Below are 25635 nucleotides of genomic sequence, written 5' to 3' on the forward strand. Positions count from 1 at the left end.
CCATGAGCCCACCACGACACCGGCCCTACCGGAGGTCCCAGGTGAACGGCAGTGAGCCGAGCAGCGTGGGGGAGACCTCCGCCCCCGGGGCTCACTGGCGACCGGACGAGAGATGCGACGGCTCGTTCGTCCCACGCAGAACGTCCCGGGCCTCCTCGTCGCGTCCGAGCAGGGAGAGCATCCGCGCCCAGGTCGCCGTTGCGTTGCGGAGTTCGTCGCGGAACCGTTCCGACCCGGTCGCGAGCCATCGGTAGATGGCCACGGCCTCTTCGATCAGGGCCAGCATCTCGGGGAGGTCGCGAGACTGTGCCATGTGGACCCAGGCGACCGTCCAGAGCAGGTGCGCCAGATCGTGAGCCTCGTCCGTGCCGCCCGTCGTCGCCAGATGCCGGCGAATGGAGGCGGCCCGTTCCCAGACCCGCAGCGCCTCGTGATGGCGTCCGACCGTGAACAGCCGTGTGCCGGCCACCGTCAGTGCGAGGGCCAGCTCGACCTCGTGGACACCTGGACTCCGGGCGGCCAGTGTGTCCAACAGCCCGACCGCAGAGGCCGTCGCGGCGAGCGCGTCGTTCTGCAGGCCCAGGGAGAAGCTCGCGGTGGCCAGGCTGAGGAGGGCCACCGAGAGATCGTGCTCGTAGGCGACCGGGTTCACCTCGGCCAGCTCGCGCCAGATCCGGACGGCCTCCGACGCCTCCTCCAGGGCGGAGCGGAAGTGGCCGATCTCGAGTCTGCGGGCACTCACGTTGACCAGCGAAGCGGCGAGTCCGGCCTCGTGCAGGCCCGGGCTCGCGGCGACCAGCTGCCGTCGGATCGCCAGCGCCTGCTGGGCGGCGTCGACTGCCTCCGAGCGTCGACCGGCCCTGGCCAGGCAGACGGCGAAGTTCGACAGCGCTGCGGCCAGGCTCGGGTCGCCCCCGGCAGGTTGGTCGCCCATCGACTGGAAGCGGATCGAGATGGCTTCCTCGATCGCGAACAGGGCCTCTTTCCAACGGCCGGACTGCGCCAGATCGGCCGATTGGTTGGAGAGCGCGGTCGCGAGCCCGTCCCGATGCTCCGTCCGTCCTGCGTCCACGAGATTCCGAAAGGCCCGGACGGCTTGGCCCGTTGCCGTGAGGGCCTCGTCCAGACGGCCGTTCTTGGCCAGGTAGACGCCGACGTCGGAGAGGGACCAGGCGAAATGCGGGCCATGGGCGGAAGGGTTCTGCTCGCCCAGCTTCCGGCGGATCTCCATGAACCGCAGACCTGTCTCCAACGCCTGCGGATGGAGGCCGGCGTAGGACTGGCGCTGGGCCAGTGCTTCGAGCAGCCGTGCCCGCTCCTGCTGGGCCGTGGCGCCGGGGAGTCGTATGTCGGTGAGGCGCTGGACGAGGGAGACGATACCCGCGTTGAGTTCGGGGTGGCTTCCCGCAGGCAGTCGCTGTTCCACGGCGGACAGGGTCGCCTCGTCCAACTGCCGGATTTCGCTGAGGGCAGCCAGGGTGGCGCCGCCGCCGGCCAGGGCCAGCTCGGGCCGTGCACCGAGCAGCGGAGCCAGCTGCCGGGTGGCGACGTGCGGCCAGCGGGCGGCGGCCGCGACGAGGACGGTCATGGCTGTGCCCTGCCACTCGGAGGGCTGTGACAGCAACCGGAGCGGAGCCCCTCCGGTCCAAGGGTCGGGGGTGAACGAGGCGACGTTGTGGCCGGCTGTCATCAGCGCCAGAAAGTCCTCGGCGAGCCGGTCCGGATAGAGCGGCTCCAGCACGGTCTCCGGCGTGGCCGCCGGGTAGGCGACCGCATGGTCCTTCAGGAGTTGGTCGGCGTGCTCCGTGGTGCCGATGCCGATCCGGTCGACGGCGTCGAGCCCGGCGCGGTGGTCGAGCGGATTGGTCAGCACCGCGGTGTAGACGGCCTGCGCGAAGCTGTCGGCAGTGATGCGCACCCGCCCGTTGTCGTGCAACGCCTCCCAGTGCGCGCGTTCGCGGGTGAGGAGGTACGCGGAAACCGCCGCAGCGCCGTCGGGAGCCTCGTCCCGGCGGCGGTGGGCCTCCACCGCGGCCAGCGCAGCCATGTGTACACCCAGAACCTGCCGGTAGTCGGGGTCGCCGGACAGGCCGGCCGGCAGGGCCAGATCCTCCGTACCGGGTACGGCCAGCACCTCCGCGAAGCGCGCCCTGGCCGCCGCGTACAAGGACTCGGGCGAATTCTCCAGGTCGGCGAGCGGCGGTACGAAGAGCTCAGAGGTCGGCAGGTCGAACTCGGAGAGCCGGTACGCCAGGTTCTGCCACCAGGTGCCCTTGGGGCGGGCGACAAGCAGGACCCTGGCCCGATGTCCCTGGCGGACCGCATCGATGATCAGCTCGATGAGGTCCCCGACCGGCCAGCGCTCGGCGTAGTCGGCGACCATCAGCACGCCGGCGGTGTCCGTACCCGGTTTCCCCGGGACAGCCGCGGTGGGGTCGGTCGCGTGCCGGGCCTGCATGACCTGCCACCCCTTCGCTCGGCTCGCGGCGGCGAAGTGCGCGGCCAGACGGGACTTGCCCTGGCCGCCGGGGCCGTGGATGAGGAACACCGAGACACCGTCGGGTCCGTCGCGCCACTCGGCCAGGTCCGCCAGCTCCTGTTTGCGGCCGATGAAGTCGATCAGGGCGTGTCGGGCGTAGAGCAGGCGTGCCGGCTGCCGACGCGCCTGCTCGGTCGAGATGACCCGCCGGTCCAGCGGGAAGGCGTCGATCTTGTAGAGCGGACGCTGCTGGTTGACCGTCAGGCCGCCGTTGACGTCGTTCAGTTGGAAGACCGATCCGTAGATCGTTGAGCCTTCGATCCATTGGCGATGCACAACCACGGGTCAATCATGATGCCTTGACCGCCGCTCTGTTGCTGCTGTCGGCCTCACCGCTCCTTCTCGGTGTCTGTCGGCGTGATGGTCGAGCCGAGCAGCGGAACGGGCGGGAGGTCCGACCGTCTGTGCTCGCGCCGGTCAGTGGTGAAGCCCTCGACCCGACTGACCTGCGCGAGCGTCCGAGTCGCCTGGCGGAGGGGAGGTCGGCGAGGCCGCTGGGGTGCTCCCGATGGGGATGACGTCCGGTCGGATTCAGCAGTCGGCCCGTCTATCTTTGCAAAGCGCTGCCACACCGAGGGCATCGGTTGCACAATGGGTCAGTCCCGAACTAGCCGCCCGTTTGGAGCGTTTGGTGCTCATCGGGCGTATAGGTACCACCAAGAACGGACTGTAATGAGCATGTCGAACGGCAGTCTGATGCCGACTGGTGCGGCACCTCTCCTTCGACTCGCCATCGTGCGTCCCGGGAGAATGCCCGCCTCGGGCCTGATGGCGGCACTTCGCGATCGCTGTCGGCGAGTATCTCTGCAGTGCTGGGCCGGATTTCTGTGTTCTGGTCGCGTGCAGCGGTACGCGGGTCGACATTCCCGCCCGTGACGAGTCCTGTGGGCGGGAGGGTCGGGGCCCGCTTTCCGGGGGCCGCACGAGCTCACCCGTTCTGTGGTCCATTGGGGTGGCGATGGAAGGTGTTGTGTGACCGTATCGGACGTCATTGCCCACCGCGTGTGGCAGCCCTACGATGATGCTCCGCTGATCACCCGGGAGATGATCTCCGGGCTGGACTCCTGCGATCCTGCGGCGCGGAAGCGACTGCTGGCCTACCTTGAAGCGGTCGTCTCTCAGCGTGTCGTACCCGTTCACACCGCCGTGGCATTCAATGCTGTCTACTTCGGGTACGACTTGTCTGCGGGCGGCTACGTCGGTGGCCCCCTGGACATCGGCGACTTCCCCTCGGTTGCTCTCGGCGAACGGGTGGAGGCGCTGCCGGTTGGTGCGATGATCAATATCCGGACAGGTGGGGACCTGCTGCCGGCGGAGGTCGTTTACAAGGAGGGGGCGCACCCCGAACTCGGTCCCTACGGCGAGGTACCTGCCTGGCTCTCCGGCGCCCCGGCGGGAACGCGTGGACCGGGGATACTGGATCCCGGCGAAGCTCCGATCCTGCGTGAGCGGCTGGTGTTCGACACCACGGCGTTCGGTCAGGACCTGGCGCCGACCGCGAATCGGCTTCAGCGGCTGCGCCGTCAAGGTCGGACGGACGAGTTCGAGCACTTGGTGGTCGAGTCCCGGTACGCGCTGGTGGACGCCGACCTGGGTGATGCCGAGTACTACGCGCGCTACCTCGTCACCCGTGGCCGGGCTCAGCTCACCAGCGCGCTGGCGCCGTCGCCGCTTCTGTCGCTGATCGAGCCCGGCAGCGGCGATGACGCGCTCCTGGAAGCGATCAGGGGACTGATGGCCACGGTGCGGCAGGGCCTGGCCTCGCTGGACACGGCGCGCGTGTGGGGGGAGTACGCGTTCACACGCGAATCGATGGCACAGCGGCTCTCGGACCCATTCCCACCGAACCGTGATGATCTCCTCCGGCTGGCCGAGTCGGCCTCGAACCAGGCTGTTCCCCGGGGAGCGCGCCGTGCGGGCGTGGGGCGGCCGAAGCCGGTGTACACGGCGGTGGGGCCTGTGCTGCGCAGTCGTGCGTCGTGGCAGGACCGAATTCGGGGCACCGACTATCCGCTGGCCGTCTGCCATGCCAACTCGGTCCTGTCCGACTATGCGCGGCGCGAAGGCGACGAGACGACCGGGCTGTTGGCCTCGGGGGTGCGACTGTGTCTGGACGACCGCTGGCAGGGAGGTGGTGTCTGGCGCGCGGTCTATGTGGGGGACGCCGTGGCCGAGGCACCGCCGGAGGGTTCGGTGGACGCACCTGTCGGTCGAGGCTGGACCGAGTCGTTCCCGCCGCAAGCAGTCGGTCCGGAGCCCTCACTGCCGCAGGATCACGGCTCGGCGGACACCGAGGACCTGGCGGCGCAGAAGGACGTCGAGGATTCGGATTCTTGGCCCGATGACAGCGATCTGGGCGCTTCGGTTCTTCTCTCGGCGGACGACAGCCAGGTCGAGTGGGCCCAACCGCTCCGACTGAGTCACGTGTTGGAGCAGTATCTGCCGCTGCCCCGGGAGATCGCGGCGGAATTCCGCACAAGTGGAGCCGCGGCCGGTTCGGTCCGTGTGGTGATCCATCACGCCGGGCAGGAGCTGCCGGCAGATCGAGCCTGCCACGACACGAGCATGACGGAAAGCGAGGGGAGCGTCCGGTTCGACGGCCTCGCCTGGCCGCCGGACCTCTTCCCCGGGATCTGGCTCTCCTTCACCTGGCTCCGAGGCAGCAGGGTGGTGTACGCCCGAACGACCCTGCTGCCGCATCCAGTGACCGTCGACGGCGATCTCATCAGGCACCGTTACGATCCGATGGTTTTCACCCGGGACTGGGTTTATGCGCAGCCGGTCTCGGCCCGATCTTTGAATGATTCATTCGAAGAGCGTCTTCTGATGACGGCGGTCCGACGGCTCGGTCTGCTTGACCAGTTCGGGCGGGCCATGCTGGCGCGGGCCGACGTCCCCGCAGCCGTGGACGCGGTCATGGACGGCAGCGAACTGGCTGCCGACCGTGTCGAGGCTGTACTCGTCGGTCTGCTCGCAGCCCGCTGTCTGACCGTTGCGCGCGGCAGCCGGGGGAGCGACGGGAGGACGTACCATCCACCTCGAACGGGTCAGACCCTCGAAGAACTCGTCTGCTACACGCCGCGGTGCGTGAAGACACGGGGCGGGGCATCGATCGACGATCGTGGCCAGGACACATCTGCTGCGGCGGATCAGCAGGTCCATGAGCACGGCGTGGCCGGATTCCTTCGTCGTATCGGGCATCTGGGTCATCAGGCCACCGACGAACAACGGGCGCTCTATCACGCGGACCATCGACGGTTCCGGCTGACCGGTCCGGCTCAACTGCCACCTGGATTCACCTATGTGCGCCCACACAAGCGAGGACGCTGACCAGGGAGCCATTGCTCTCTTTGCCTCCGCACCATTACCTGCCTCAGGAGGAGCCTGCATGACCTTGCCCCGTCAACTCCGTGCTGCCAGCGGTCTGGAGGACGGCCCACCGTTTTCCGTGGATCTCCGATCTCCGGATTCAGGAAACGTGTCCGGGGAACTGCTCGAAGCCCTTGAGGCTCTGTCGACCGCACTGACAGACGCATGGGAGGGGGATCCCAAGCCATTGGCGGTCGCCCTCGCGAGGCTCACCGAGGCGGACGTTGAGCACGCTCTCAACTCGACGCCGGTGCAGTGGCGTCGCAACCTGCTGAGCACGCTCCGCATTCCAGTTGACGGAGCCAGAGTCAACCGGGCCCTGTGCCGCGATGTGCTGACACGCCTGCAGCGGAATCCGGAGACGTCGCGAGCGCGTTCGGCCGCCTGTCATTTGACGTATCCGGTCGTTCACGACCTGGCACTGGCGGGCTTTCGTCACGCCGGGGGTGTTCCGGAGGACGCCTCACGGCCCCTCACACACCGCTGGAGTCCCGCACTGCTGCGGTTGACCGCCTGGACTCGGCTCGAGGTGAGTATCGACGATGCCCATCTGTGGTCGTGGGCCATGCTGCAGCCATGGATGGTCGACATGGGGATCCCGGTCAAAGTCGCCCTGGCGGCTGCCCAGCGGGTGGTGGAGTTGGCTCCGGACACGACAGGGATGGACCGGGACGGGGATCAGGAGGAGCCGCTGAACACTTCCGCTCCCAGATCGACGGACCGGGCCGGCTCCGCTGATGAGGTCGAGTCGGGAGTCGACAGTGCCGCTCTGCCCGACGTCGAGGAGCTGAACAGCTCTTTGCGGCAGGTGGCCGACAAACTGCAGGCAGCCGTCGATCCTGCCCGGCGAACGGCTGAGGCCATAGCCCGGCAGACCCGCCCGATGGACGAGGACTTGGCGGCCTTGCTCGAAGTGGCCGCCGCCTTCGACGCCGCAGTTCTTGCCCTTGCCGCGCATGGCGTGGTGCCGACCACGTCGGACCTGGTGAGCTTCACACGGGCGACCGACGCCGCGGTGAGTCGTCTGACCTCGGCGCCCCTCCGCGAACGACTCGGTGAGGTGGCACGGTTGAAATGTCGGCCGGGTGATGCCGCGCTCGCCCAGGATCTGGAGGCCGCGCGGGAGAGGGCTCGCGTCATCGCGGGGACCGCCGACTGGAGTCTCGCTCACCAGGAGGACGCCGAGGCGATCAACGCGTTGCTGACCATGGTTGAGCTCCACGCAGCCGACCGTCACCCCGCCGAGATCCTCGCGTTGCTTCCAACCGCGGCGAAGAGCCGATGGCTCGCCTATCCGGCCGGGCGCTACACGGAGCTGCTGCTGCAGTCCGGCGGCGAGGACAGGGCGGAGGCCGCCCAGCAGGAGCCTGTGTTGTCGGAGCCCGCACTCGAAACCCCCGTGCCCGAGCCGGAGAGTGCCGCGGCCGCTCGGCGCGAACGCGACTCCACGGCGTCGGTCGGCCGAGGCGGGCACGGCAGCGGTGATGTGACCATGGCTGGTGAAGCAGCGGTGAGCCCGGCCGTCGTCGAGCCGCAGTCGACGGAGCAGCTTCCCGAGACGATCGACCGGGCTCGGTCGGTGGCGGCCGACGCACTGGGCCTGAGTCCGGCGGAGCCCGAGCCGACAGCGGAAACGGTCAGTGCCATCGGCAACGCCCCTTCCGCCCGCCACCAGTCGACGCCGGCCGACGGTTCCGCCGAGGGCCCGAGCCCGGAATCCCGTAAGTGTCTCGCCGGCCTCGTTTCGGCACAGCGCTACGGCCTCGCCGCGTCACTGGCCGCCGGCCTCGGTGAACCGTCGCAGCGGATCGCCGCGCTTCAGCTGGCAGCCTGTGCGGAGGCGGCGCGGTCGGCGAGCAGCGAGAGCGTCTCGCGTATTCGCACGCTGCTCGCGGGCCCGGACCTCGATGATCTGACGGCAAGTCGGGCGGACGCCGCTCTCGCTACCGCAGCGCTTCTGCGCGCCGTGCTCGTCACCGGCGACTCCGAGGCCGGTGCGTCGCTCAGCAGAGTCGCGACCGGGCTTCCACCTGGCCTTGTCCAGGCGGCGGACGAGGTGGCCCAACGCGCGCTCAAGTCCTTGCTGGTGCATTCTCCGCCGCTTGCGCTGGCCCGTGACTCGGCTGAGCTCGAGCGCGCGCTGGAGGATGCCAGGGAGGACTGCAGGCAGGGGCTCGACCAGGCGCCGAGTATCCGCTTTCCACGGGGAAACAAGATCGTCCGTCACTGGTGGGACCCCGAGAAGGGTCTGGTCGGGTCGCTTCTGCGGCACGCGGTCGACGACAACAGAACTGGACTCGAAGCGCTTTCGCGAACTGTGCGCGAGCTCCGCGACCCGGCGGTCATCCAGTCCAGGCTGGACCGGATGGATCGCGAGCTCATGTCACCGGGTGCCCGCAGTCGCCTGGAAGGACCGGCCCGGCAGGATCTGCTGCGGCACACGGCAGACCGGTTGGCCTTGGTCGACAGGTGGTGCCGTCTGGCCCGAGAGCTCGGCGCCCGAGACTCGGACTGGAGTGCCGACCAGGTCCAGGAGATGCGATCCGTAGTACTCGGTCTCCGCGAAGACGTTCTCCGCGAGGTACGCGAGCAGGCAGCCGTAGCGGACGTCGTCGCCGCTGCCACCCTGGAAGCGACCGTGACGTCGCTCGCCCGGACCTTCGACCTGCTGTCGGGTGTGGCGCGGCTCGACGACATCGAGCTCCCGGCGGAGCTCGCTCTGCACGCCGAACTTCTCAAGGTTCCCGGAGCAGTTGTGGATGCTGCCACGGGCAGCGTGCGGTACCCCGAGGTCCCGGCCGTGGAACTGGCGCAGGCGGCAGAGCGCTCTTGGGAGGAGGCGGTCCGGTCCCAGACGGCGCACGAACACTTCGCCACGGCGCATCAGCTCCTCGACCTGTGGACGAAGCGGCAGCTTCCGGGCCTCGGGGAGCAGCCTTCGCCGTCGGAGCGGCTGCGCACAGTCGTACTGGAGAGCGGCAAGCAGGTCGCGCAGGAACTGCGCGAAACCCGCCAGCGCCTGGAGGAGAGCCTCCGGCGGGCCCGTGTGGACGGTGCCCTCACCGAGGAGCGGGAGCGCGCGTTCGAGCGCCGTATCCAGGACGCCGTGCCCGAACCGGACTGCGACCTCGCCGGTGTCCGACGTGAACTCGAGGCCCTCTCGGGGGAGCTCAATCGGGCGCACGTAAGTCATTCGGCTGCGCTGCGTACTCGGCTTCGGGAGATCGATGGACTTCACGCCGACGATCAGGAGCGCGTGGAGCAGCTGATCGACACTGGTGATCTGCTCACAGCCGATGAACTCATCTCCAATCTGGTGAACGGGGAGAGCATTCCCGAGACCCGCTCGAAGGACCGGAGCCTGGCGGCCTTTTTCCCGCAGGTGCCGACCGAGTTGGCCGGGACGGGCATCTCCCGGGAGCTGATCGACGCTGTGCGCCAGCAGAAGCGTTTTCTTGAGCTGGAGGCGCTCGATTACTCCGCCCTGTCGCCTGAGATTGCGGAGCAGAGCGCACAGGCCTTGGCCGGCTGGGCGGACCTGGCGAGTCGGAAGGGCAGCGCGCGAACCCAGGGTGTCCGCGAGAGCGAACTGTTGATGCCAGCTCTTCGGCTGATCGGCTACAGCAGCAAGAAGGGCCCGCAGCGAGTCGACCAGCCGCGCTCGGGCAGCTACCGCTTCCTTGACATTCCGTCCGTGGACTACATCGGTTCGGCCCTGGTGCCGGCGTTCGGGTCTGGCCTGCGCGGGAGCCTCCGGGTGATGCTGGTCTGGGACCGGCCCTCGGCCGAGACGCTGACGTCCTGGATGCAGCAGGACCCCAATGACGACAGCCTGGTCGTTGCCTATTTCGGTACCCTCTCGGTACGCGATCGCAGCGTCCTTGCGGCGCAGAGTGCTCGTGGACGGCGGGCAACAGTCGTTCTGGACGACGCCGCACTTGCTCATCTGGCGGCCTGCGGCAATCAGCGTCTTGACTCCGCGATGCGTGTCCTGCTGCCGTTCTCCGCGGTCAATCCGTACGTCATGGGTAAACGTGCTCCGGTCTCCGAGGAGATGTTCTTCGGCCGTGACAAGGAGCTGAGCTCGGTTCAACGGGCCACCGGTGACCAGGTGGTCTTCGGTGGGCGGGGGCTGGGCAAGTCGGCGCTGCTGAAGCAGGCCGGGCGGAAGTACGAGGCGCAGGTCCCGGACTCGCGGTTCAGCCTGCTGCTCTCGCTCGACTCGACGTTCACCGGCACCAACGCTCCCTCGGCCACGGTCTGGGACCGGATCGGCCGACGGCTCATCGAGCGGGGTGGGCTCGTCCTGCCGCGAAGGGTCAAGGCCGACGGTGTACTGGCCTACCAGCACGTGCTGGACGGCATGAAGGCCTGGCTCAACGAGGACACCAAACGAGGACTGCTGATCATGCTCGACGAGGCCGATGGCTTCTTCGAGTCCGACTCCCCGCAGTTCACCGAGACCCGCAGGCTGCGTGACCTCGGTGCGGAGACGGAGGACAGGGTCAAGGTGGTGTTCGCGGGCCTCCACTCGGTGCAGCGATATGCGAAGATCGCGGTCAACAGCCCGTTCAGCCACCTCGCGCAGCGACCCACGGTGATCGGGCCGCTCAGGCCGCAGGACGCGGCAAAGCTGCTCATCGAGCCGCTTGCCGTGCTGGGTTACGAATTCCAGGAACCCGCCCTGGTGCACCGCATTCTGGGGCACTGCTCGTACCAGCCGTTCCTGCTCCAGATGTTCGGTCATCGGTTGGTGCAGACCATGCATGTCAAGCGAACCAGCGTGGCGTCAGGTCCGCCCTACACCATCACGCGCGCCGACGTGGAGGAGGTCCAATCGGACCGGGACCTCAGGGCGAGCATCACCGAGGCGTTCCATGACACGCTGCGACTCGACTCCCGCTACAACGTGATTGCGAATGTGGTGGCCCACCACGCACATCACTTCGGGTTGGATGCCAAGCTGAGCCAGCTCCAATTGCGGGAAGCGTGCACGTACTGGTGGCCGGAGGGTTTTGAGAACCTGGACACCGACCAGTTCCGTGCCTACCTCTCCGAAATGGAAGGGCTCGGCGTGCTCGCGCCGGATCCCGATCACCGCGGCTGGCACCTGCGCAGTGCCAACGCACTGAGCATGATCGGTAATCTGGGCATGGTGGAGGCCGAGCTGGAGGAAGCGTCGAGTCGAAAGGTGGCGGAGCACTTCAGCCAGTTCGAGGCGCGGCACCGGTCACGGGACGGCCAGTCGCACTCCCCGCTCACTGCGGACCAGATCGCCGATGTGCTTCCCGGGCACGGGAACCAGGCCCGCTTGATCATCGGCACCGTCGCTACCGGGATCGACCGGGTCGGCGCCGCTCTGCGGGACGTCGCGGAAGCCACCGGCTGGGAGATGCCGCATGTGTCGAAGCGATCGGACTTCGATCGCGAGCTCGTCGTGGGTCAGCCGGGCCAGCGGCGGGTTGTGGTGTCGGACCTCAGGGTGAAGACGCCGTCCGAGGAGGCATGCCGGGGCACGTTGGAGAGCGCCGTCCGGCGCACCCCGACTGCGGCCGGTGTCACCCGTTCAGCGGTCATCATCGCCGGGCCCGAGCAACCGCTGCTCTGGGCGATCGCCTACGGTGACAGTCAGGGCCACGGCATCGAGGTCGATTCGGTTTCCCTGCGTCGGTTCACCTCGGACGGGCTGCGCTCGTGGGCCCAGGACAAGGAGGCGTTCACCTCCGAATCACAGTTGGAACAGCTCCGGGACCGGACAGGCGGTTGGCCGGTACTGGTCCACAAACTGTCCGCCGCGCTGGACGAGGGGCTGCACGGGGACAGGGCGCTGCGTCAGGCAACGGCGGGTCTCGAAGACGTCGACGGGGCACGCGAGTTCCTGGTAGAGGCAGGCCTGGTTCCGCAGAGTGCGCAGTGGGCCGGCTACCGGGCCGTTCTGGAGTTCATGACAGCGGACGGCATGACTCTGGACGACCTGCACACCGCGATCGAGGCGGACACCGACGGCGACTCGATGGACGCGGCCTACGCACTCCGTCTGCTGCGTGCCCTCCAGGTCTTCGACGTGGCCGCTGATGGCAAGCACCACCTCGAGGCTGTCCTTCGGGAGGCTTGGAGGCGGGCTGGTATCGGTTGATCAGGTGCGGGTCACTCCACCGCCCGTGTGGAGTGACCCGCATTCGTATTGGATACGTCGGGATCCGCCGGGGCCCGTCCGATCGGCCGGGTGGGTGCCCGTCGGCGCGGGAGCACGGCGTGGGGGTGGTGGACCGGCTATCCAGGGTTCATGCCGCTCTCGCACCCCAGCAGTACCGGAGGACTCCCCGGAAGGCGCTCCGCGCCGGGTGGTGGTGCGGCATGCCGGTGAGGCGGCCCGGCCCTCGGCGCCCGGGCGGACCGGCGGCCGGTTCGGCGACCGGCCCGGCCGGTGCGGGTCCTGTGCTGCGGCGGCTCTCCGACTACGCCTGGCGGCTGCTCGTCGTCGCGGTGGCCGCGTACCTGGTGCTGACGGTGCTGGGGCGGTTCCACCTGATCACGCTGGCCGCCTTCCTCGCGTTGGTGATCACGTCGGTGGTGCGGCCGCTGGTCGATCTGGCCGGGCGGGTCGTCCCGCGTCCGTTCGCCGTGCTGATCGGCCTGGCTGTCGCGATCCTGGTGCCGGCCGGCCTGCTCGCGCTGATCGGCGAGACCGTGGCGGCCGATGTGGACCGGCTGAGCCGGGAGTTCCAGGGCGGTCTGGACCGGCTGGAGAAGGCGTTGGAGGGTGCGCCGCTCCACCTCGATCCCTCGACCTTCGACGACCTCCAGCGGAAGGTCGCCGACTTCGTCTCCGAGCACCGCTCGACGCTGATCAGCACGGCCCTCAGCGGCGCCGGGCGGCTGGTCGAGGTGGGGACCGGGGCCGCGCTCGCGGTCTTCATGTCGGTGTTCTTCCTGCACTCCGGGGACCGGATGTGGCGGTGGACCGCCGCCCAGTTCCCGGCCGCCGCCGGGGATCGCCTCGACCGGGGCGGCCGGGTCGCCTGGCGGACCTTCGCCGGCTACACCCGGGGCATCTTCGTCGTCGCCGCGACCAACGCGGTGATGGTCGGCATAGCCCTGTACTTCCTGGACGTGCCGCTGGCCCTGCCGTTGACGGTGCTGGAGTTCTTCGCCTCCTTCGTCCCGCTGGTCGGCTCGCCGGTCGCGATGCTGGTCGCCTCGGTGGTGGCACTGGCCGCCCGGGGGCCGGTGATCGCGATCGTCGTGCTGCTGCTGATCGTGGTGATCGGGCAGATCGAGGGCCATCTGCTCCACCCGCTGGTGATGAGCAGGGCGGTCAGCCTGCACCCGGTGGTGGTCGCCGTGTCGGTGCTCGCGGGCAGCATCGCGGCGGGGGTCATCGGCGCCGTGGTCGCGGTGCCCCTGGTCTCGGTGCTCTGGGCGGTCTACGCCGACCGGCGCGGTCCGGTGGAGGGGGAGGAGACGGTACCCGGGCCGGGGGCCGCGGCCTCGGTGCCGGTGGGGCGGCGCCGGTGACCCGCGCCGGGCCCGGTCGGTTCAGCGGGCGCTGCCGAGGTTCCGGTCGGCGTCGCTGCCTTCGAGCATGAGGGTGGTCTCCTCGATGCGGCGGAAGCGGCCGTCGGCGGCGAACTCGGCGAAGACGTAGACCTCCATCCGGACGGTGGAGCCGTCCGTCTTGACGACCTCCATGGTGTGCCGGTCGGCGTAGCGGTCGCCGTCGGCGAGCTCGTCGTGCACCGCGACCGATCCGCCGGCGACGACCGTGCGCAGGTGGGCGATGTGGGCGAGGAACTCGGTGCGGTCCGCCCAGCTGCCGTCGGTGCGCTGGCGGTAGTCGGGGGCGAAGTGCCGGTCGGCGGCCTCGTCGAGGTCGAGGCCCGGGGTGAGGAGGAGGTCGGTGAGGGCGGCGCGGATGTCGGTGTGGGTGGCGGTGGCGTTCACGGGTTCCTCCGGTGGGATGACGAGTGTCTCCCTGACACTCGATGCGTGCCTTGAGCACGCTTATGACTGTAGCAGGCGAAGCGTGCCTAGCGCACGCTAATCTGGAGGGGTGAACGATTCGACAGGACAGGACATCGCCGAGGCCCTCGGGCTGCTCCTCCGGCGCAGCACCCGCGCCAACCTCCACGCCCGGCTGACCGAGGGGCTGGGCGAGGGGGTCGACGACCTCACCTACCCGGTCCTCAGCGGCCTCGCCCGCACCGGCCCCCTCAGTGCCGCCGACCTCGGCCGCGAGATCGGGCTCGACCGCACCACCGTCACCCGCCGCGCCGACCGCCTGGAGCGGACCGGCCTGCTCGAACGCCGCCCCGACCCCGCCGACGGCCGCGCGACCCTGCTCGCGCTCACCGACGACGGCCACGCCACCGTCGCCGTGACCCGCCGACGGCTGGCCGCCGACATCGAGACCTCCCTCGCCGGCTGGCCACCGGCGGACGCCCGCACCTTCGCCCGCCTGCTGCGCCGCTTCCTCGACGAGGGGCCGTTCGCCCCCGACTGAACCCGCCACCCGCTGCCCAATAGCCTCTCCACGGGGATCGACCGATGCGACAGGGGTGTCATGACCGGGGGCGGGACAATGGACGATGACGGAACGGTCCGCGAGAGCGGAACAGCGGACGAGCACGGCGGGCGGCCGGCCGAGGAGTCGGCGCCGGACCGTCAGCCGGAGGCGGTGCCGCAGGAATCCGCGCCCCCGGCCCGGCGCCGCTGGTCGCGCGGCAGGCATCGGCTCGTCGCACTCGGACTGCTGGTGCCGGTCGCGCCGCTGGTCGCGCTGATGTACGAGGGGATGCTGGCCAGCCAGGACGGAGGGCCGGCGGTGGTCGTCGAGGTCGCCTACCACCCGCTGTCCGTCGGCGCCGCGATCGTGGTGCTGACCAGCCTCGCGATCCTGATCGGGATCCTCTCCGTGCCGGTCAGGGCAGTGCTGATCACCCTGTTCCTCACCGGCGCGATGGTGACATCACCCCTCGTGATGCTGATGTTCGGCGACATGCCGGAGAAGACCGCGGACCGACCGGCGCCGGGCCGGCCGGACCGCAGCCTGGTGATCCACGAGGGCGCCTCGACGATCGAGCCGATGTGGTGGGTCTCCGTGGACGAGGGCTCCGGGCTGACCGCGCACCGGTGGCCGGCCGGCTTCTTCGACGGTGTCAACGCCGTGAACGCGCTGGCCTCGGCGGAGTGGGACGGCCCGGACCGGATCCGGCTCGCGACCCGGGGCGGCGAGGTGTACGTGGTCGCCCTCGATCCGGAGACCGGCCGACCGGAGCGCAAGGTGCGGGCCGGGTGACCGGGGCAGCAGGTGCGGGCCGGGTGACCGGGCGCTACGCCGCGAGGCTCCGCGCGGCGTCGCGGATGACGTCGAGCACGAAGTCCGGGTGGGACAGCATCGGCACGTGGCTGCTGTCGACGGCGTAGGTCTTCGCGCCCATGCGTTCGGCGGCCGCGCGCTCCAGGTCCGGGTTCACGGTGCGGTCGTTGTTCGCGACGATGTACCAACTGGGCTTCGTGCGCCAGGCGGTGCCGGGGACCTGCTGACCGAACAGGTCCGGGACGGGCACGGCGCCCGTGGCCAGGACGAGCTGCTGCTCCTCCGCCGGGAGGTCGCCGCAGAAGTCGGCGATGCCCGCCTCGGTGAGCCAGATCCGGCCGCCGGAGATGTCGAGGCTCTCGAAGACGGGTGTGCCGGGGAACTTGCTCTGCTGGTCCTGTGAGGTCTCCTCCTCGTCGGGGGCGAGGGCGGCGATGTAGACCAGCGCGCCCACGCGGTCGTGCACGCCGGCCTTGGTGATCAGGGTGCCGCCGTAGGAGTGGCCGACGAGCACCACCGGGCCGGGTACATGGTCGATGGAGCGGGTGACGCACGCGACGTCGCCCGCCAGCGAGTCGAGGCCGTGCTGCGAGCACGACACCGTGTGGCCCTCGGCCTGGAGCGTGGGGACGAGCTTGTTGAAGCACGAGCCGTCGGCCCAGAGTCCGTGGGCGAAGACGATGCTGGCCTTGGTCGTCATGATGTCCTCCTGCGTCGATGTCGAGGCGTGCCGGAAACCGTCGAGGCGTGCCGGAAGCCGTCGGGGCGTGCCGGAAACCGTGCGGGCCGAAGCCCACTCCAGCCTCGGGGCTGCCCCGGACTTCCGCGCCCCCAGCCGGGCGCACGCCGCATCCGAACGGGTGGCCTGGCCGGGGTCGCGGCCGTCCGCCGGTTACCGTGGCCGGAGTTCCGCACCCACCCAGGAGGCCCCTCATGGCGGTCCGGCGCATGGACAACGTCCTCATCGTCGTCGAGGACCTCGACGCCGTCGTCGCGTTCTTCGTCGAGCTGGGGATGGAACTGGAGGGGTCGGGGCCGCTGGACTGGCCCGGGGCGGAGCGGGTCATCGGACTCCACGACGTCCGCCAGGACGTCGCGATGCTGCGGGTCCCGGACGGCCCCGGCCGGGTCGAGCTGGCGAGGTTCCACCGGCCGAGGGCGATCGCCCCCGAGCCGAGGGACGCCCCGGCGAACACGCTCGGCCTGCGCCGCGTCATGTTCGCCGTCGACGACCTCGAGGACGTCGTCACCCGCCTGCGCGCCCGCGGCGGCGAACTCGTCGGCGAGATCGTCCAGTACGAGAACGTCTACCGGCTCTGCTACGTCCGGGGCCCCGAGGGCATCGTCGTCGGCCTCGCCGAGGAACTCGGCCGACCGGGCCGATGACCGCCGCCGTGCTCAGGGTGCCGGGGTCGGTTGCGAGACGCGGGTGAGGGCGTCGCGGAGGGCGGCGCGGGTGGTGATGCCGAGCTTGGGGAAGGCGCGGTAGAGGTGGGCGCTGACGGTGCGGGGGGAGAGGCGCATCTGTTCGCCGATCTCCTTGTTGGTCAGGCCTCCGGCGGCGAGTTCGGCGACGCGGCGTTCCTGCCAGGTCAGCGGGACCGAGGTGGGGGCGGGGGCCTGGGGTGCGACGCCGGCGGCCCGGAGCTCGGCGTGGGCGCGGGCGGACCAGGCGGGGGCGCCGAGGCGGTCGAAGGCCTTCGCGGCCTGGGTGAGCGGGAGCCGGGCGGCCGCGGCGCCGTGGAGGCGGCGGACGGCGATGCCGTGGGCGAGCCGGATCCGGGCCAGTTCGAAGGGGAAGCGCTCGGCGGCCGGGTGGGACTGGGCGCGGGCGTAGTGGGCCGAGGCCTCGACGTCGTCCTCGGCCGTCATGGCCAGGGCGCCGTGGGTGACCAGGGCCAGCCGGGGGGAGAGGTCGGGCAGGCCGGCGTCCCGCGCGGCCAGCGCGTGGGCCCGGGCCTGTTCGGCGCGGCCGGTGTGCAGGGCGGCCTCGACGAGGTCCAGCAGGGTCCGCGAGGCCTGGTAGGCGTAGGGCCGGAACGCTCCCGGCGGCGTGATGCCGATGGCGTGCAGGAACGCGGTCTCGTAGTCGCCGGCGCTCAGCGCGGCGGTGGCGCCGACGGCGTCGGCGATCTGGGTCAGGAATCCGACGCCGCGCGGTCGGGCCCACGCCTCGACGGCGGTCTGCAGCTCGCGGGCCTCCGCCGTACGGCCGCGTACGGCGGCGAGCTGGGCCAGGTAGGCGCGGGTCTGGTGGGCGAAGAGACCGTGGCCGCGCTCGGTGGCCAGAGCGAGGGCGCGGTGCCCGGTGCGTTCGGCGGCGTCCCACTGGCCGAGCGCCAGTTGGTCGAGCAGGACCAGGTGCAGCATGACGATGCCGCTGGACATGGCGCCCGTGTCGAGTTCGCGGTCCACGACGCGCTCCAGGTAGGGGCGCAGCGGGCTCAGGACGTCGAGGTGGTAGGCCGACACGGCGAGGCGGGTGACGTCCCACGGGTCCTGCTCCTCCAGGCCGGCCGAGGCCCGCTCCACCCGTCGGGACCAGCCGGAGCCGTGCCGGACGACGTCGCTCCAGGTGCTGCCGTACATCCACGCGCGTTCGGTGGCGAGGTCGCCGAGGGTGGCGAGGACCTCGTGGGTGCGCCGCCAGGTGGCGCGGTCCCCGGCGTACTGGCTGACGGCGAGCAGGAGGCTGACGAGCCGGTCGAGCACCTCGTCGGGGCGGTCGGGTCCTCGGTCGGCGCGGTCGGCGCGGCCGGGGAGGTCGTGGCGGTCAGCGAGGCCGGGGAGGTGGTGGCCGCGGTCCGGGGAGTCCCGGAGCCGCTCGACGGCCGCGACGATCCGGCGGTGGGTGGCCCTGACCTCGCCGTCCCGGTACAGCGCCAGGTAGGAGTCGGCGAGGACGGCGGCGGGGCTCTCGTCCGTGCCGGGGGCGGCGGCCAGCGCGAGGCTGCGCGCCCGGCCGAGGTGGTCCGTCTGCCCGGCGACGTACGCCGCCTCGCCGAGCCGGCGGGACCGGTCGACCCGGGTCTCGCTCAGTTCCGCGGCGCGGGTCAGCCAGGAGACGGCCAGCCGCGCGCCGCCGCGCCGGGTGGCCGACCGGGCGGCGGCCTCCAGGTCGGCGGCCACGCCCTCCTCGGGGTCGACGGTGGCGGCCGCCAGATGGATGGCGCGCCGTTCCGGGTACTCCCGGTGCAGCTGCGCCAGCACCCGGTGGGCGGCGCGGCGTTGGTCGGGCGTGGCGAGCTGGACGACGCTCGACCGCACCAGCGGGTGCCGGAACGCGAACTCGCCGGCGCCCGGTTCGACGACCAGCAGGCCGCACGCGACGGCCTCGTCGACCTCGCGCATGCGGTAGCGCGCGATCGACGCCGGGCCGTCGCCGGGCCGGGCCGCCGCTCCGTCGAGGGCGCCCCGGAGCAGTTCCGCCCGGACGGTGTCGCCGAGGCGGGCGAGGCGGGCGGCGTAGATCTCCTGGATCCGCCGGGGGAGCGGTACGCCGTGCAGGCCGAGGAGGTCCTGGCCGGCCCGGTCGCCCGGTCCGTCGGCGAGGTGGGCGGGCAGTTCCAGCAGGGCGAGCGGGTTGCCGCCGGCCTGTTCCAGGACGAGCCCGCGGACCTGCCGGCCGAGCCGCGGGTGGTGCAGGTCCAGCAGGCGGGTGGCGTCCGCGTCGGCGAGGGCGCCGATCGGGGCTTCCGGCAGCGCCGCGGTGTCGAACGGCGAGGCGGTGTCGCCGCGGACGGCCACCAGGAGCTTGACGCCGGGGCGGCCGGCCAGTCGGCGGCCGACGAATCCGCACACCTCGGCGCTGGCCTCGTCCAGCCACTGGCCGTCGTCGAGGACGAGCAGCACCGGGCGGCCCTTCGACGCCGTCCAGGAGAGCAGGTCGAGGACGGCGATGCCGAGCGCCATGACCGGCGGTGGCGGTCCGTCGGGCCGGCCGAAGACGGCGTCGAAGGCGGCGCGGGCGGCGGCGCCCAGCTGCGGAGCACCGGAGGGCCGGTCGTCGGACAGCCGGTGGTCGGTGGGCCGGTCGTCGAACGGCCGACCGTCGCAGGGCCGATCGTCGGAGGTCGGGAGCAGCGGGTAGAGGAGCTGGTGCAGCCCGGCGTGCGGCAGCCCGCTCTCCGCCTCGACCCCGGTGGCGCGGACGACCAGTTGCCCGTCCTCGGCCGCGAGCCGCGCCGCCAGGTCGAGCAGGGTGCTCTTGCCGACGCCCGCCTCGCCCCGGAGGACCAGGGCCTGTCCGTCGGGGGCCAGCACGAACGCGGACAGCCGCGCCCGCTCGCCGTCCCGACCGACCATCACCATGCCCGGTTCCAACCCCGGTTCCCTCCCCTGCCCCGAAGGCGCGCGCCCGCGACCATATTCAACTGGACGGTTAGTTGATTACACTGTGGCCCTGGTGAACCTGTCAAGTAAACGGTTAGTTAGGAGCAGGGTGCATGGAGCGCGACGCCGAAGCCACCAAGCGGAGACTCATCGCGGCCGGCCGGGCCGAGTTCGCCGCACACGGGCTGAACGGCGCGCGTGTCGACCGCATCGCCGCCGCCGCGCGGAGCAACAAGGCGCAGATCTACCACTACTTCGGCAACAAGGCCGGTCTGTTCGACGCGGTCTGGAACGGGATCGTCGAGCAGATCGTGGCGAGCGTGCCGCTCGACGTCGACGACCTGCCCGGGTTCGCGGCCGGTCTGGGCGACCTCTACGCCGAGTACCCGGACCTGCCCCGGATCATCACCTGGCAGCGGCTGGAGCACGGTGACGCCTTCAACGAGCTCGCCGTGGCCGAGGTGCACAGACGCAGCGGCGAGATCGCCCGGGGGCAGGCCGACGGCCGGGTCTCGACCCGGTTCGAGCCCGAGGTCCTGTTCGCCCTGCTCGTCCATGTCGCGATGCTGTGGGCGGCCGCGAACCCGGAGGTGCTGACGGTCGTGGACGTCGCGGACCGGGCGCGCGGCCGCGAGCTGATCCGCCGCATCGCCACCGTCCTGGCGGAGTGAGTCGGCCGGGGCCGGGGCCGAGGACCCCGGCCCGGGGCCCTTTCAGCGGCCGCGACGGTGCCCCGCCCACACCGCGGGCCTCCGCTCCGACCACGGGTTCGCCCGTTCGAGCTGTCCGGCGAGGCGGAACAGGCGGCCTTCGAGCCCGTACCCGGCGGCGAACTGCATGCCGATCGGGAGCCCCGTCCCGGTGTCGGCCGCCAGCGGCACGGACATCGCGGGCGTGCCCGCCACGTTGAACGCCGCGGTGAACGGCGAGAGTTCGAGGATCCGCCGGAGCCAGCCGAGGCCGTCCAGGGCCTCCGCGCCCCGGCCGTGGGTGCCGAGGGGCACCGGCAGGTCCGGCACGGTCGGGGAGAGCAGGACGTCGTACGCCTCGAAGGTCCGGGCCAGGCCGCGGGAGACCCGGTTGCGGACCGCCAGGGCCGTCACGAACTCGGTGCCGCCCACCCGCCGCCCGTAGTGGTAGCCGGCGAGTGTGGGCGCTTCGAGGGTCGAGGAGTCGACCGGCCGGCCGAGGGCGGCGGCCAGTTCGTCGATCCAGGCGGTGAGGTTCACCGTCCACAGGCGGGCGTTGGCGAGGACGAACTCCTCCCAGTCGACGCCGAGTCCGGCCTCGGCCTCGGTCACCCGGTGGCCGAGCGACTCCAGCAGCAGCACGGTGCGCGCCAGCGCCTCGGCGACCGGCGGGGCGACGGGCCGCCCGCCCCACGGCCGGGTGAGCACGCCGATCCGCAGCGCTCCCGGCTCCCGGGTGACCTCCTCCGCGTACGGGCGGGCCGGCTCCGGTGCGGCGTACGGGTCGCCCGGCTCGGGGCCCCGGACCAGGTCGAGCAGGGCGGCGCTGTCGCGCACCGTCCGGCTGACGCTGCCGTGCACGGCCAGGCCGTTGAAGATCTCGTCGACGGCCGGGCCCATCGGCACCCGGCCGCGGGTCGGCTTGAGTCCGAACAGGCCGTTGTAGGCGGCGGGGACGCGGATCGAGCCCGCGGCGTCGGTGGCGTGCGCGATCGGCACGATCCCGGCGGCGACGGCCGCGCCCGCGCCGCCGCTGGAGCCGCCGGCGCTGCGGGTGAGGTCCCAGGGGTTGCGGGTCGCGCCGTACAGCACGGGTTCGGTGGTGGTGCTGTAGGCCATCTCCGGGGTGGCGGTGCGCCCGAAGGTCACCAGGCCGGCCCGGCGCAGGCGCGTCATCAGGGTGGAGTCGTCGGCGGCGACCCGGCCGGCGGCGAGGCGGCTGCCGAGCTCCGACCGCCGCCCGGCCGCGTCCACCCCGAGGTCCTTGACCAGGAACGGGACCCCGGCCAGCGGGGTGCTGCCGGGGCGGGGCGCGTCCTCGGCCGGCCAGGTCTCCACGACGGCGTTGATCCGCGGGCCGACCGCCCGCTCGGCCTCCCGTGCGGCCGCCTCCAGTTCGGCGGGGGTCACCTGCCCCCGGGCGACGAGTTCGGCGAGCCCCACCGCGTCGTGGCGCACGTACTCGGTGATGTCCATGGTCCCTCCCGGAAATCGCTGACGGTACCGCCCGGTCCTTGACGATACCGATCGGTATCGCGTGGAACGGACTGGTACCGTAGCAGCACCCTGGGGACGCTCAGCGGCCGCAACCGACCGGAGGCCACGAACAGCCATGACAACGCCCGTCAGAAGGCCGAGCCGGGTGGCGAAACTGCCGCCGCGCGAGCGCATCCTCGACGCCGCCGAGGAGCTCTTCCAGAGCGAGGGGATCCGGCGGGTGGGCGTCCAGGCGATCGCCGAGAAGGCCGAGACCACCAAAATGGCGATCTACCGCCATTTCGAGACCAAGGACGCCCTGGTCGCGGAGTGGCTGCGGATCGTCGCCGCCGACTATCGGGCGGCGTTCGACCGGGTCGAGGCCGAGCACCCGGACCGGCCCGAGGAACAGATCCTGGGCCTGGCCCGCTTCATCGCCGAGGGACTGCCGGCGGTCTCGTACCGGGGCTGCCCGTTCATCAACTCCCTTGCCGAGCTGCCCGACCGTTCCCACCCCGCGCGCCAGGTGATCGAGGGCCACAAGGAGCACCAGGCCCGGCGGCTGACCGCCGTCTGCGCGCGGGCCGGACTGTCCGACCCCGAGCAGGCGGCGGCCGAGATCACCTTCCTGCTCGAAGGCGCGCAGGTCAGCGCCCAGAACGGGAGCGTCGACCGGGTGGGGGAGCGGCTGCTGCGGGCGGTCGGGGGGATCGTGGCGCGGTACCGCCCGGCGTGATCCCGACGGAGGAGGGCTTAGACCGCGCGATCGGCAGGCGGCTCCGCCGAGAGGATCCGCCGCAGGACGCCGAGCAGTTCGGCCCCGTCCGCCGGTGGGCGCGGCGCCCGCCAGGCGATGTGGGCATCGGGCCGGACCAGGACCGCCCCGGTGGCGGGGACGCCGAACGCCCCGGTCCACTGCGCGGCGGTCCCGGGCGCGTCGTCCGCGAGCGGGCGCACGGTCACCGGCAGGCCCGCCGCCCCGGCCAGGTCGGCCTGCCGCTGCCAGGCGGCGTCCGGGGCCGGGGTGAGCAGGGTGAAGCCCCGGCCGAGCAGGTCCAGGGTGGACGCGGCGCCGTTCCCGCCGGCCGGCCGGAGGTGCGGGAGGCGGCTCCCGGGCACGCCGTCCGGGTGCTCGCGGCCCGGGTCCAGCGGCGGCCGCGGCGTCGGATCGGTGCGGGGGTCGGGCGCGGTGTCGGGGATGACGGCCGTGGAGCGGTACGCCGCCGTGAGCAGCAACTCGTCGTCGATCCGATAGCCGTTCCGGGCACGGGAGTTGTCCAGCGAGTGGTCGATGACCTGCCGGGCCAGCGGGCGGCGTTCGTCCTGGTAGCTGTCCAGCAGGGCCGGGCCGGCGGTCCCCGTGACGACGGAGGCGAGCTTCCAGGCCAGATTGTCCGCGTCGCCGATCCCGGTGTTCATCCCGTGCCCGCCGGTCGGGGGCACCACATGGGCGGCGTCGCCCGCGAGCAGCACCCGGGAGCGGCGGTAGGACTCCGCGAGCCGGGCGTCCATCCGCCAGGTCATGGTGTCCCGGACGGTGACGTCCAGGTCCGGCAGGCCGGCGGCCTCCCGGACCAGGCGCGCCAGCTGCCGATGGTCGCCCAGGGCCTCGGGGACTCCGCCGGCCACGGGGTCGAACGGGTACTGGTAGATCCAGTGGCGGTCGTTGTCCACGGCCATGAAGCCGCCGCGGCCCGGCTCGGTGAGGAAGTACGAGGCACTGGCCCGGTCGGCCACGACCTCGCCGAGCGGCGCCTCGAAGCGGACGCTGAGGTAGTGGCCGAGGCCGGTCGGCCCCTCCATCGCGATCCCGGCACCGGAGCGGACGGTGCTCGCCGCGCCGTCGCAGCCGACCAGCCAGTCGGCGCGCACGGTCCGTCGGTGACCGGTGGCCCGGCCCTCCAGGGTCGCCAGTACACCCTGCCCGTCCTCGGTGAAGGCGACCAGGCGGGTGGCGAACTCGACGGCGTCGGGGGCGAGTTCACGGGCCCGGCGGAGCAGCACGGCCTCCAGGGCGTCCTGGGAGCAGATCAGGCCCGGCGCGGGGGTGCGTTCGGCCCCCGCCGCCGCCCCGTCCGCCGTCCTGTCCGTCGGCCCGTGCGCCGCTTCGGTGCGGACGAAGTCCGGGTCGACCAGGCTCCGGCCCCGGTAGAAGCGCACGTGCGAGGCCGGGAGCCCGGCCCGCCGGATCTCCTCCTCCAGGCCGAGGCTCCGGAAGATCTCCATCGAACGTGCCGAAACCCCACGGGCCTTGGGGTGCAGCGAGGTGCCGGGACGGGCCTCGACCAGCAGGTGCCGCACGCGGTGGGCGGAGAGCAGGAGGGACAGGGTCAGGCCGACCGGGCCTCCGCCGACGATCAGTACGGGCGTCGCCGCGGGGAATCGGGATCGCACGGGTCGCATGCCACTCCAGACCGTTGTAACGGCTAATATTCGATTTCGAAGTTACCATGAGCGGGTAGGAGCGGGAGCGCGGCACCGTGGGAAGCTGCGGCGGACGATCGGAGAGACCACGCCATGACCGACGACCTCAGCGGCGGCAACCCCCGCGGCCTGCACTTCGTCACCGAACTCGCGAACACCGTCCGGGCCGACCCGGAAGCGGGCGCCGCCGAACTCCAGGGCCTCCTGGAACGCCACGGCGGGCCGCCCTTCCGGCTCACCGACGCCGACGCCCGGGAACTCCGCACCGCCACGGACCACTTGATCCGCATCCTCGGCACACGCGACGAGGACGAGGCCGCCGAGGCGATCAACACCCTGCTCGACCAGTACCCGGCCCGCCCCCGCCTCGTCCGCCTCCCCGGCCGGCCCTGGTCCCTGCACACCCAGGCACCCCCCGCCGCCGGCCTCACCCACTGGCTGCTCTCCACCGCCGCCCTCGCCCTCGGCCTGTGGCTGAGCGAACGCGGCTCCTGCGCCTGGGGCCGGTGCGCCGCACCCGGCTGCGACCGCTTCTTCATCGACGCCGGCCGCCGCGACCCGCAGCGCTTCTGCACACCGCGCTGCGCCACCCGCGTCCGCGTCGCCGCCCACCGGGCCCAGCGCGCCGGCGGCCGGACCGGGTGAGGGCGAGAGCGGCGGGGGCGTGATTCAGGGGCCCGGAAGGCCCTCGGGGTTCAGCACTGCCAGAGGAACGCCGCGTCGGAGCAGGGGGAGCAGGTGAAGGCGTAGGCCCGGCCGCTGCCGAAGTTCATGGCGGTGAGGGGATCGGGGCCCTCCTGGAGCTGGACGGCGAGCCGCATCGGCTCCGCGCAGGTCGCACAGCTCGGCGTCCGGTCGTACTGGAGCCAGGCGGGTGTGCCGTTGAGCTGGCCGAGGACGTGGTTCCGGGGACGGCCGGTCCGGGCCGCCCAGGCGGCGCGGGCGCTGTCGAAGTCCGGGGCGTCCGGGAGGAGTTGGGGTTCGACGGCGCGGGTGGCGCCGAGGAGCAGGACCTCGTCCTCGTCGTCGTCCTCGTCGTCCTCGAACTCGTCCTCGTCGGGGTCGTTCTCGTCGGGGTCGTCCGGGGTGTCGTCCTCCTCCCCGTTCTCGTCGAGGTCGGCCGGCCCCGGAAGGGGGATCGGCACCAGCCCCTGGGCCGGGAGGACCAGTGCGAGGTTGGCGCCCGAGCGGGCCTCCCAGTCCTGGCAGACACCCGGACGGTTCTGGCAGGCGAACAGCACCAGCAGCCGGTCCTGCTGCCCCGGACCTCCGGTGACGGCGGCGCCGGACCCGTCCAGCACGATCTGCGCGAGGAACTGCAGCGGGCCGCCGCAATCGGCACAGGACGGCCAGGCGGTGCCGGGCGGGGCGAGCGGCACGCCGCCGACGCGGGTGACCGTCGTGTCGGCCGCGACCGGGCCGCCCTCGGTGATCAAGGTCGTCATGCGGCCCGACTGTAGGACACCGCGCCGACAGCGCCGGGCCGG

General features: G+C 71.8%; 16 protein-coding genes. 9 read left to right on the forward strand and 7 right to left on the reverse strand.

What is annotated here, in order from left to right:
• Positions 1-91 precede the first annotated feature (91 nt).
• Positions 92-2821 (reverse strand): hypothetical protein, encoded by a 2730-nt coding sequence (locus tag ACW14Y_RS34875; RefSeq protein WP_402725233.1) that lies wholly within the window; start codon positions 2819-2821, stop codon positions 92-94.
• Between the two features lie 690 nt (positions 2822-3511).
• Between ACW14Y_RS34875 and ACW14Y_RS34880 the strand changes: the two genes are divergently transcribed.
• The 3 genes from ACW14Y_RS34880 to ACW14Y_RS34890 all read left to right on the forward strand — a co-directional run bounded on the left by ACW14Y_RS34880 (position 3512) and on the right by ACW14Y_RS34890 (position 13426).
• Positions 3512-5869: a hypothetical protein gene (locus tag ACW14Y_RS34880; protein WP_456984730.1), complete on the forward strand. Its 2358-nt coding sequence runs from the start codon at positions 3512-3514 to the stop codon at positions 5867-5869.
• A 58-nt stretch (positions 5870-5927) separates the two neighbouring features.
• Positions 5928-12044 carry an AAA family ATPase gene (locus ACW14Y_RS34885; RefSeq protein WP_456984731.1) on the forward strand — a complete coding sequence of 2039 codons (6117 nt, stop codon included), beginning with the start codon at positions 5928-5930 and terminating at the stop codon, positions 12042-12044.
• Positions 12045-12265: 221 nt separating this feature from the next.
• On the forward strand, positions 12266-13426 hold the full coding sequence (locus ACW14Y_RS34890) for an AI-2E family transporter (RefSeq protein ID WP_456984732.1): 1161 nt from the start codon (positions 12266-12268) through the stop codon (positions 13424-13426).
• A gap of 21 nt (positions 13427-13447) precedes the next feature.
• Here the strand turns inward: ACW14Y_RS34890 and ACW14Y_RS34895 are convergent, their stop codons facing one another.
• On the reverse strand, positions 13448-13852 hold the full coding sequence (locus tag ACW14Y_RS34895) for a nuclear transport factor 2 family protein (protein WP_456984733.1): 405 nt from the start codon (positions 13850-13852) through the stop codon (positions 13448-13450).
• A 109-nt stretch (positions 13853-13961) separates the two neighbouring features.
• Between ACW14Y_RS34895 and ACW14Y_RS34900 the strand changes: the two genes are divergently transcribed.
• A complete protein-coding gene (locus ACW14Y_RS34900) occupies positions 13962-14411 on the forward strand; it encodes a MarR family winged helix-turn-helix transcriptional regulator (RefSeq protein ID WP_456984734.1) in 450 nt (149 codons plus the stop codon).
• Between the two features lie 78 nt (positions 14412-14489).
• Positions 14490-15206: a hypothetical protein gene (locus ACW14Y_RS34905; RefSeq protein ID WP_380302559.1), complete on the forward strand. Its 717-nt coding sequence runs from the start codon at positions 14490-14492 to the stop codon at positions 15204-15206.
• Positions 15207-15240: 34 nt separating this feature from the next.
• On the opposite strand, the gene ACW14Y_RS34910 is transcribed toward ACW14Y_RS34905, so the two are convergent.
• On the reverse strand, positions 15241-15927 hold the full coding sequence (locus ACW14Y_RS34910) for an alpha/beta fold hydrolase (RefSeq protein WP_456984735.1): 687 nt from the start codon (positions 15925-15927) through the stop codon (positions 15241-15243).
• A gap of 233 nt (positions 15928-16160) precedes the next feature.
• Here ACW14Y_RS34910 and ACW14Y_RS34915 point away from each other — a divergent pair, with 233 nt between their 5' ends.
• Positions 16161-16613, forward strand: coding sequence for a VOC family protein (locus tag ACW14Y_RS34915; protein WP_456984736.1), 453 nt, complete (start codon positions 16161-16163; stop codon positions 16611-16613).
• A 12-nt stretch (positions 16614-16625) separates the two neighbouring features.
• Here ACW14Y_RS34915 and ACW14Y_RS34920 read toward each other — a convergent pair whose 3' ends face one another.
• Positions 16626-19532: a helix-turn-helix transcriptional regulator gene (locus ACW14Y_RS34920; protein ID WP_456988329.1), complete on the reverse strand. Its 2907-nt coding sequence runs from the start codon at positions 19530-19532 to the stop codon at positions 16626-16628.
• Between the two features lie 140 nt (positions 19533-19672).
• Between ACW14Y_RS34920 and ACW14Y_RS34925 the strand changes: the two genes are divergently transcribed.
• Positions 19673-20230 carry a TetR family transcriptional regulator gene (locus ACW14Y_RS34925; RefSeq protein ID WP_380302565.1) on the forward strand — a complete coding sequence of 186 codons (558 nt, stop codon included), beginning with the start codon at positions 19673-19675 and terminating at the stop codon, positions 20228-20230.
• A gap of 42 nt (positions 20231-20272) precedes the next feature.
• On the opposite strand, the gene ACW14Y_RS34930 is transcribed toward ACW14Y_RS34925, so the two are convergent.
• Positions 20273-21724, reverse strand: coding sequence for an amidase (locus ACW14Y_RS34930; RefSeq protein WP_456984737.1), 1452 nt, complete (start codon positions 21722-21724; stop codon positions 20273-20275).
• Positions 21725-21860: 136 nt separating this feature from the next.
• On the opposite strand from ACW14Y_RS34930, the gene ACW14Y_RS34935 reads away from it, so the two are divergent.
• A complete protein-coding gene (locus tag ACW14Y_RS34935) occupies positions 21861-22460 on the forward strand; it encodes a TetR/AcrR family transcriptional regulator (RefSeq protein WP_380390799.1) in 600 nt (199 codons plus the stop codon).
• Positions 22461-22477: 17 nt separating this feature from the next.
• Here ACW14Y_RS34935 and ACW14Y_RS34940 read toward each other — a convergent pair whose 3' ends face one another.
• Positions 22478-24118: an FAD-dependent monooxygenase gene (locus ACW14Y_RS34940; RefSeq protein ID WP_456984738.1), complete on the reverse strand. Its 1641-nt coding sequence runs from the start codon at positions 24116-24118 to the stop codon at positions 22478-22480.
• A gap of 123 nt (positions 24119-24241) precedes the next feature.
• Here ACW14Y_RS34940 and ACW14Y_RS34945 point away from each other — a divergent pair, with 123 nt between their 5' ends.
• Positions 24242-24793: a CGNR zinc finger domain-containing protein gene (locus tag ACW14Y_RS34945; RefSeq protein ID WP_380390795.1), complete on the forward strand. Its 552-nt coding sequence runs from the start codon at positions 24242-24244 to the stop codon at positions 24791-24793.
• A gap of 50 nt (positions 24794-24843) precedes the next feature.
• Here the strand turns inward: ACW14Y_RS34945 and ACW14Y_RS34950 are convergent, their stop codons facing one another.
• Positions 24844-25593, reverse strand: a complete 750-nt coding sequence (locus tag ACW14Y_RS34950; protein WP_456984739.1) for a hypothetical protein — start codon at positions 25591-25593, stop codon at positions 24844-24846.
• Positions 25594-25635: the final 42 nt, after the last annotated feature.

The sequence above is a fragment of the Kitasatospora sp. cg17-2 genome (genome assembly GCF_054031055.1).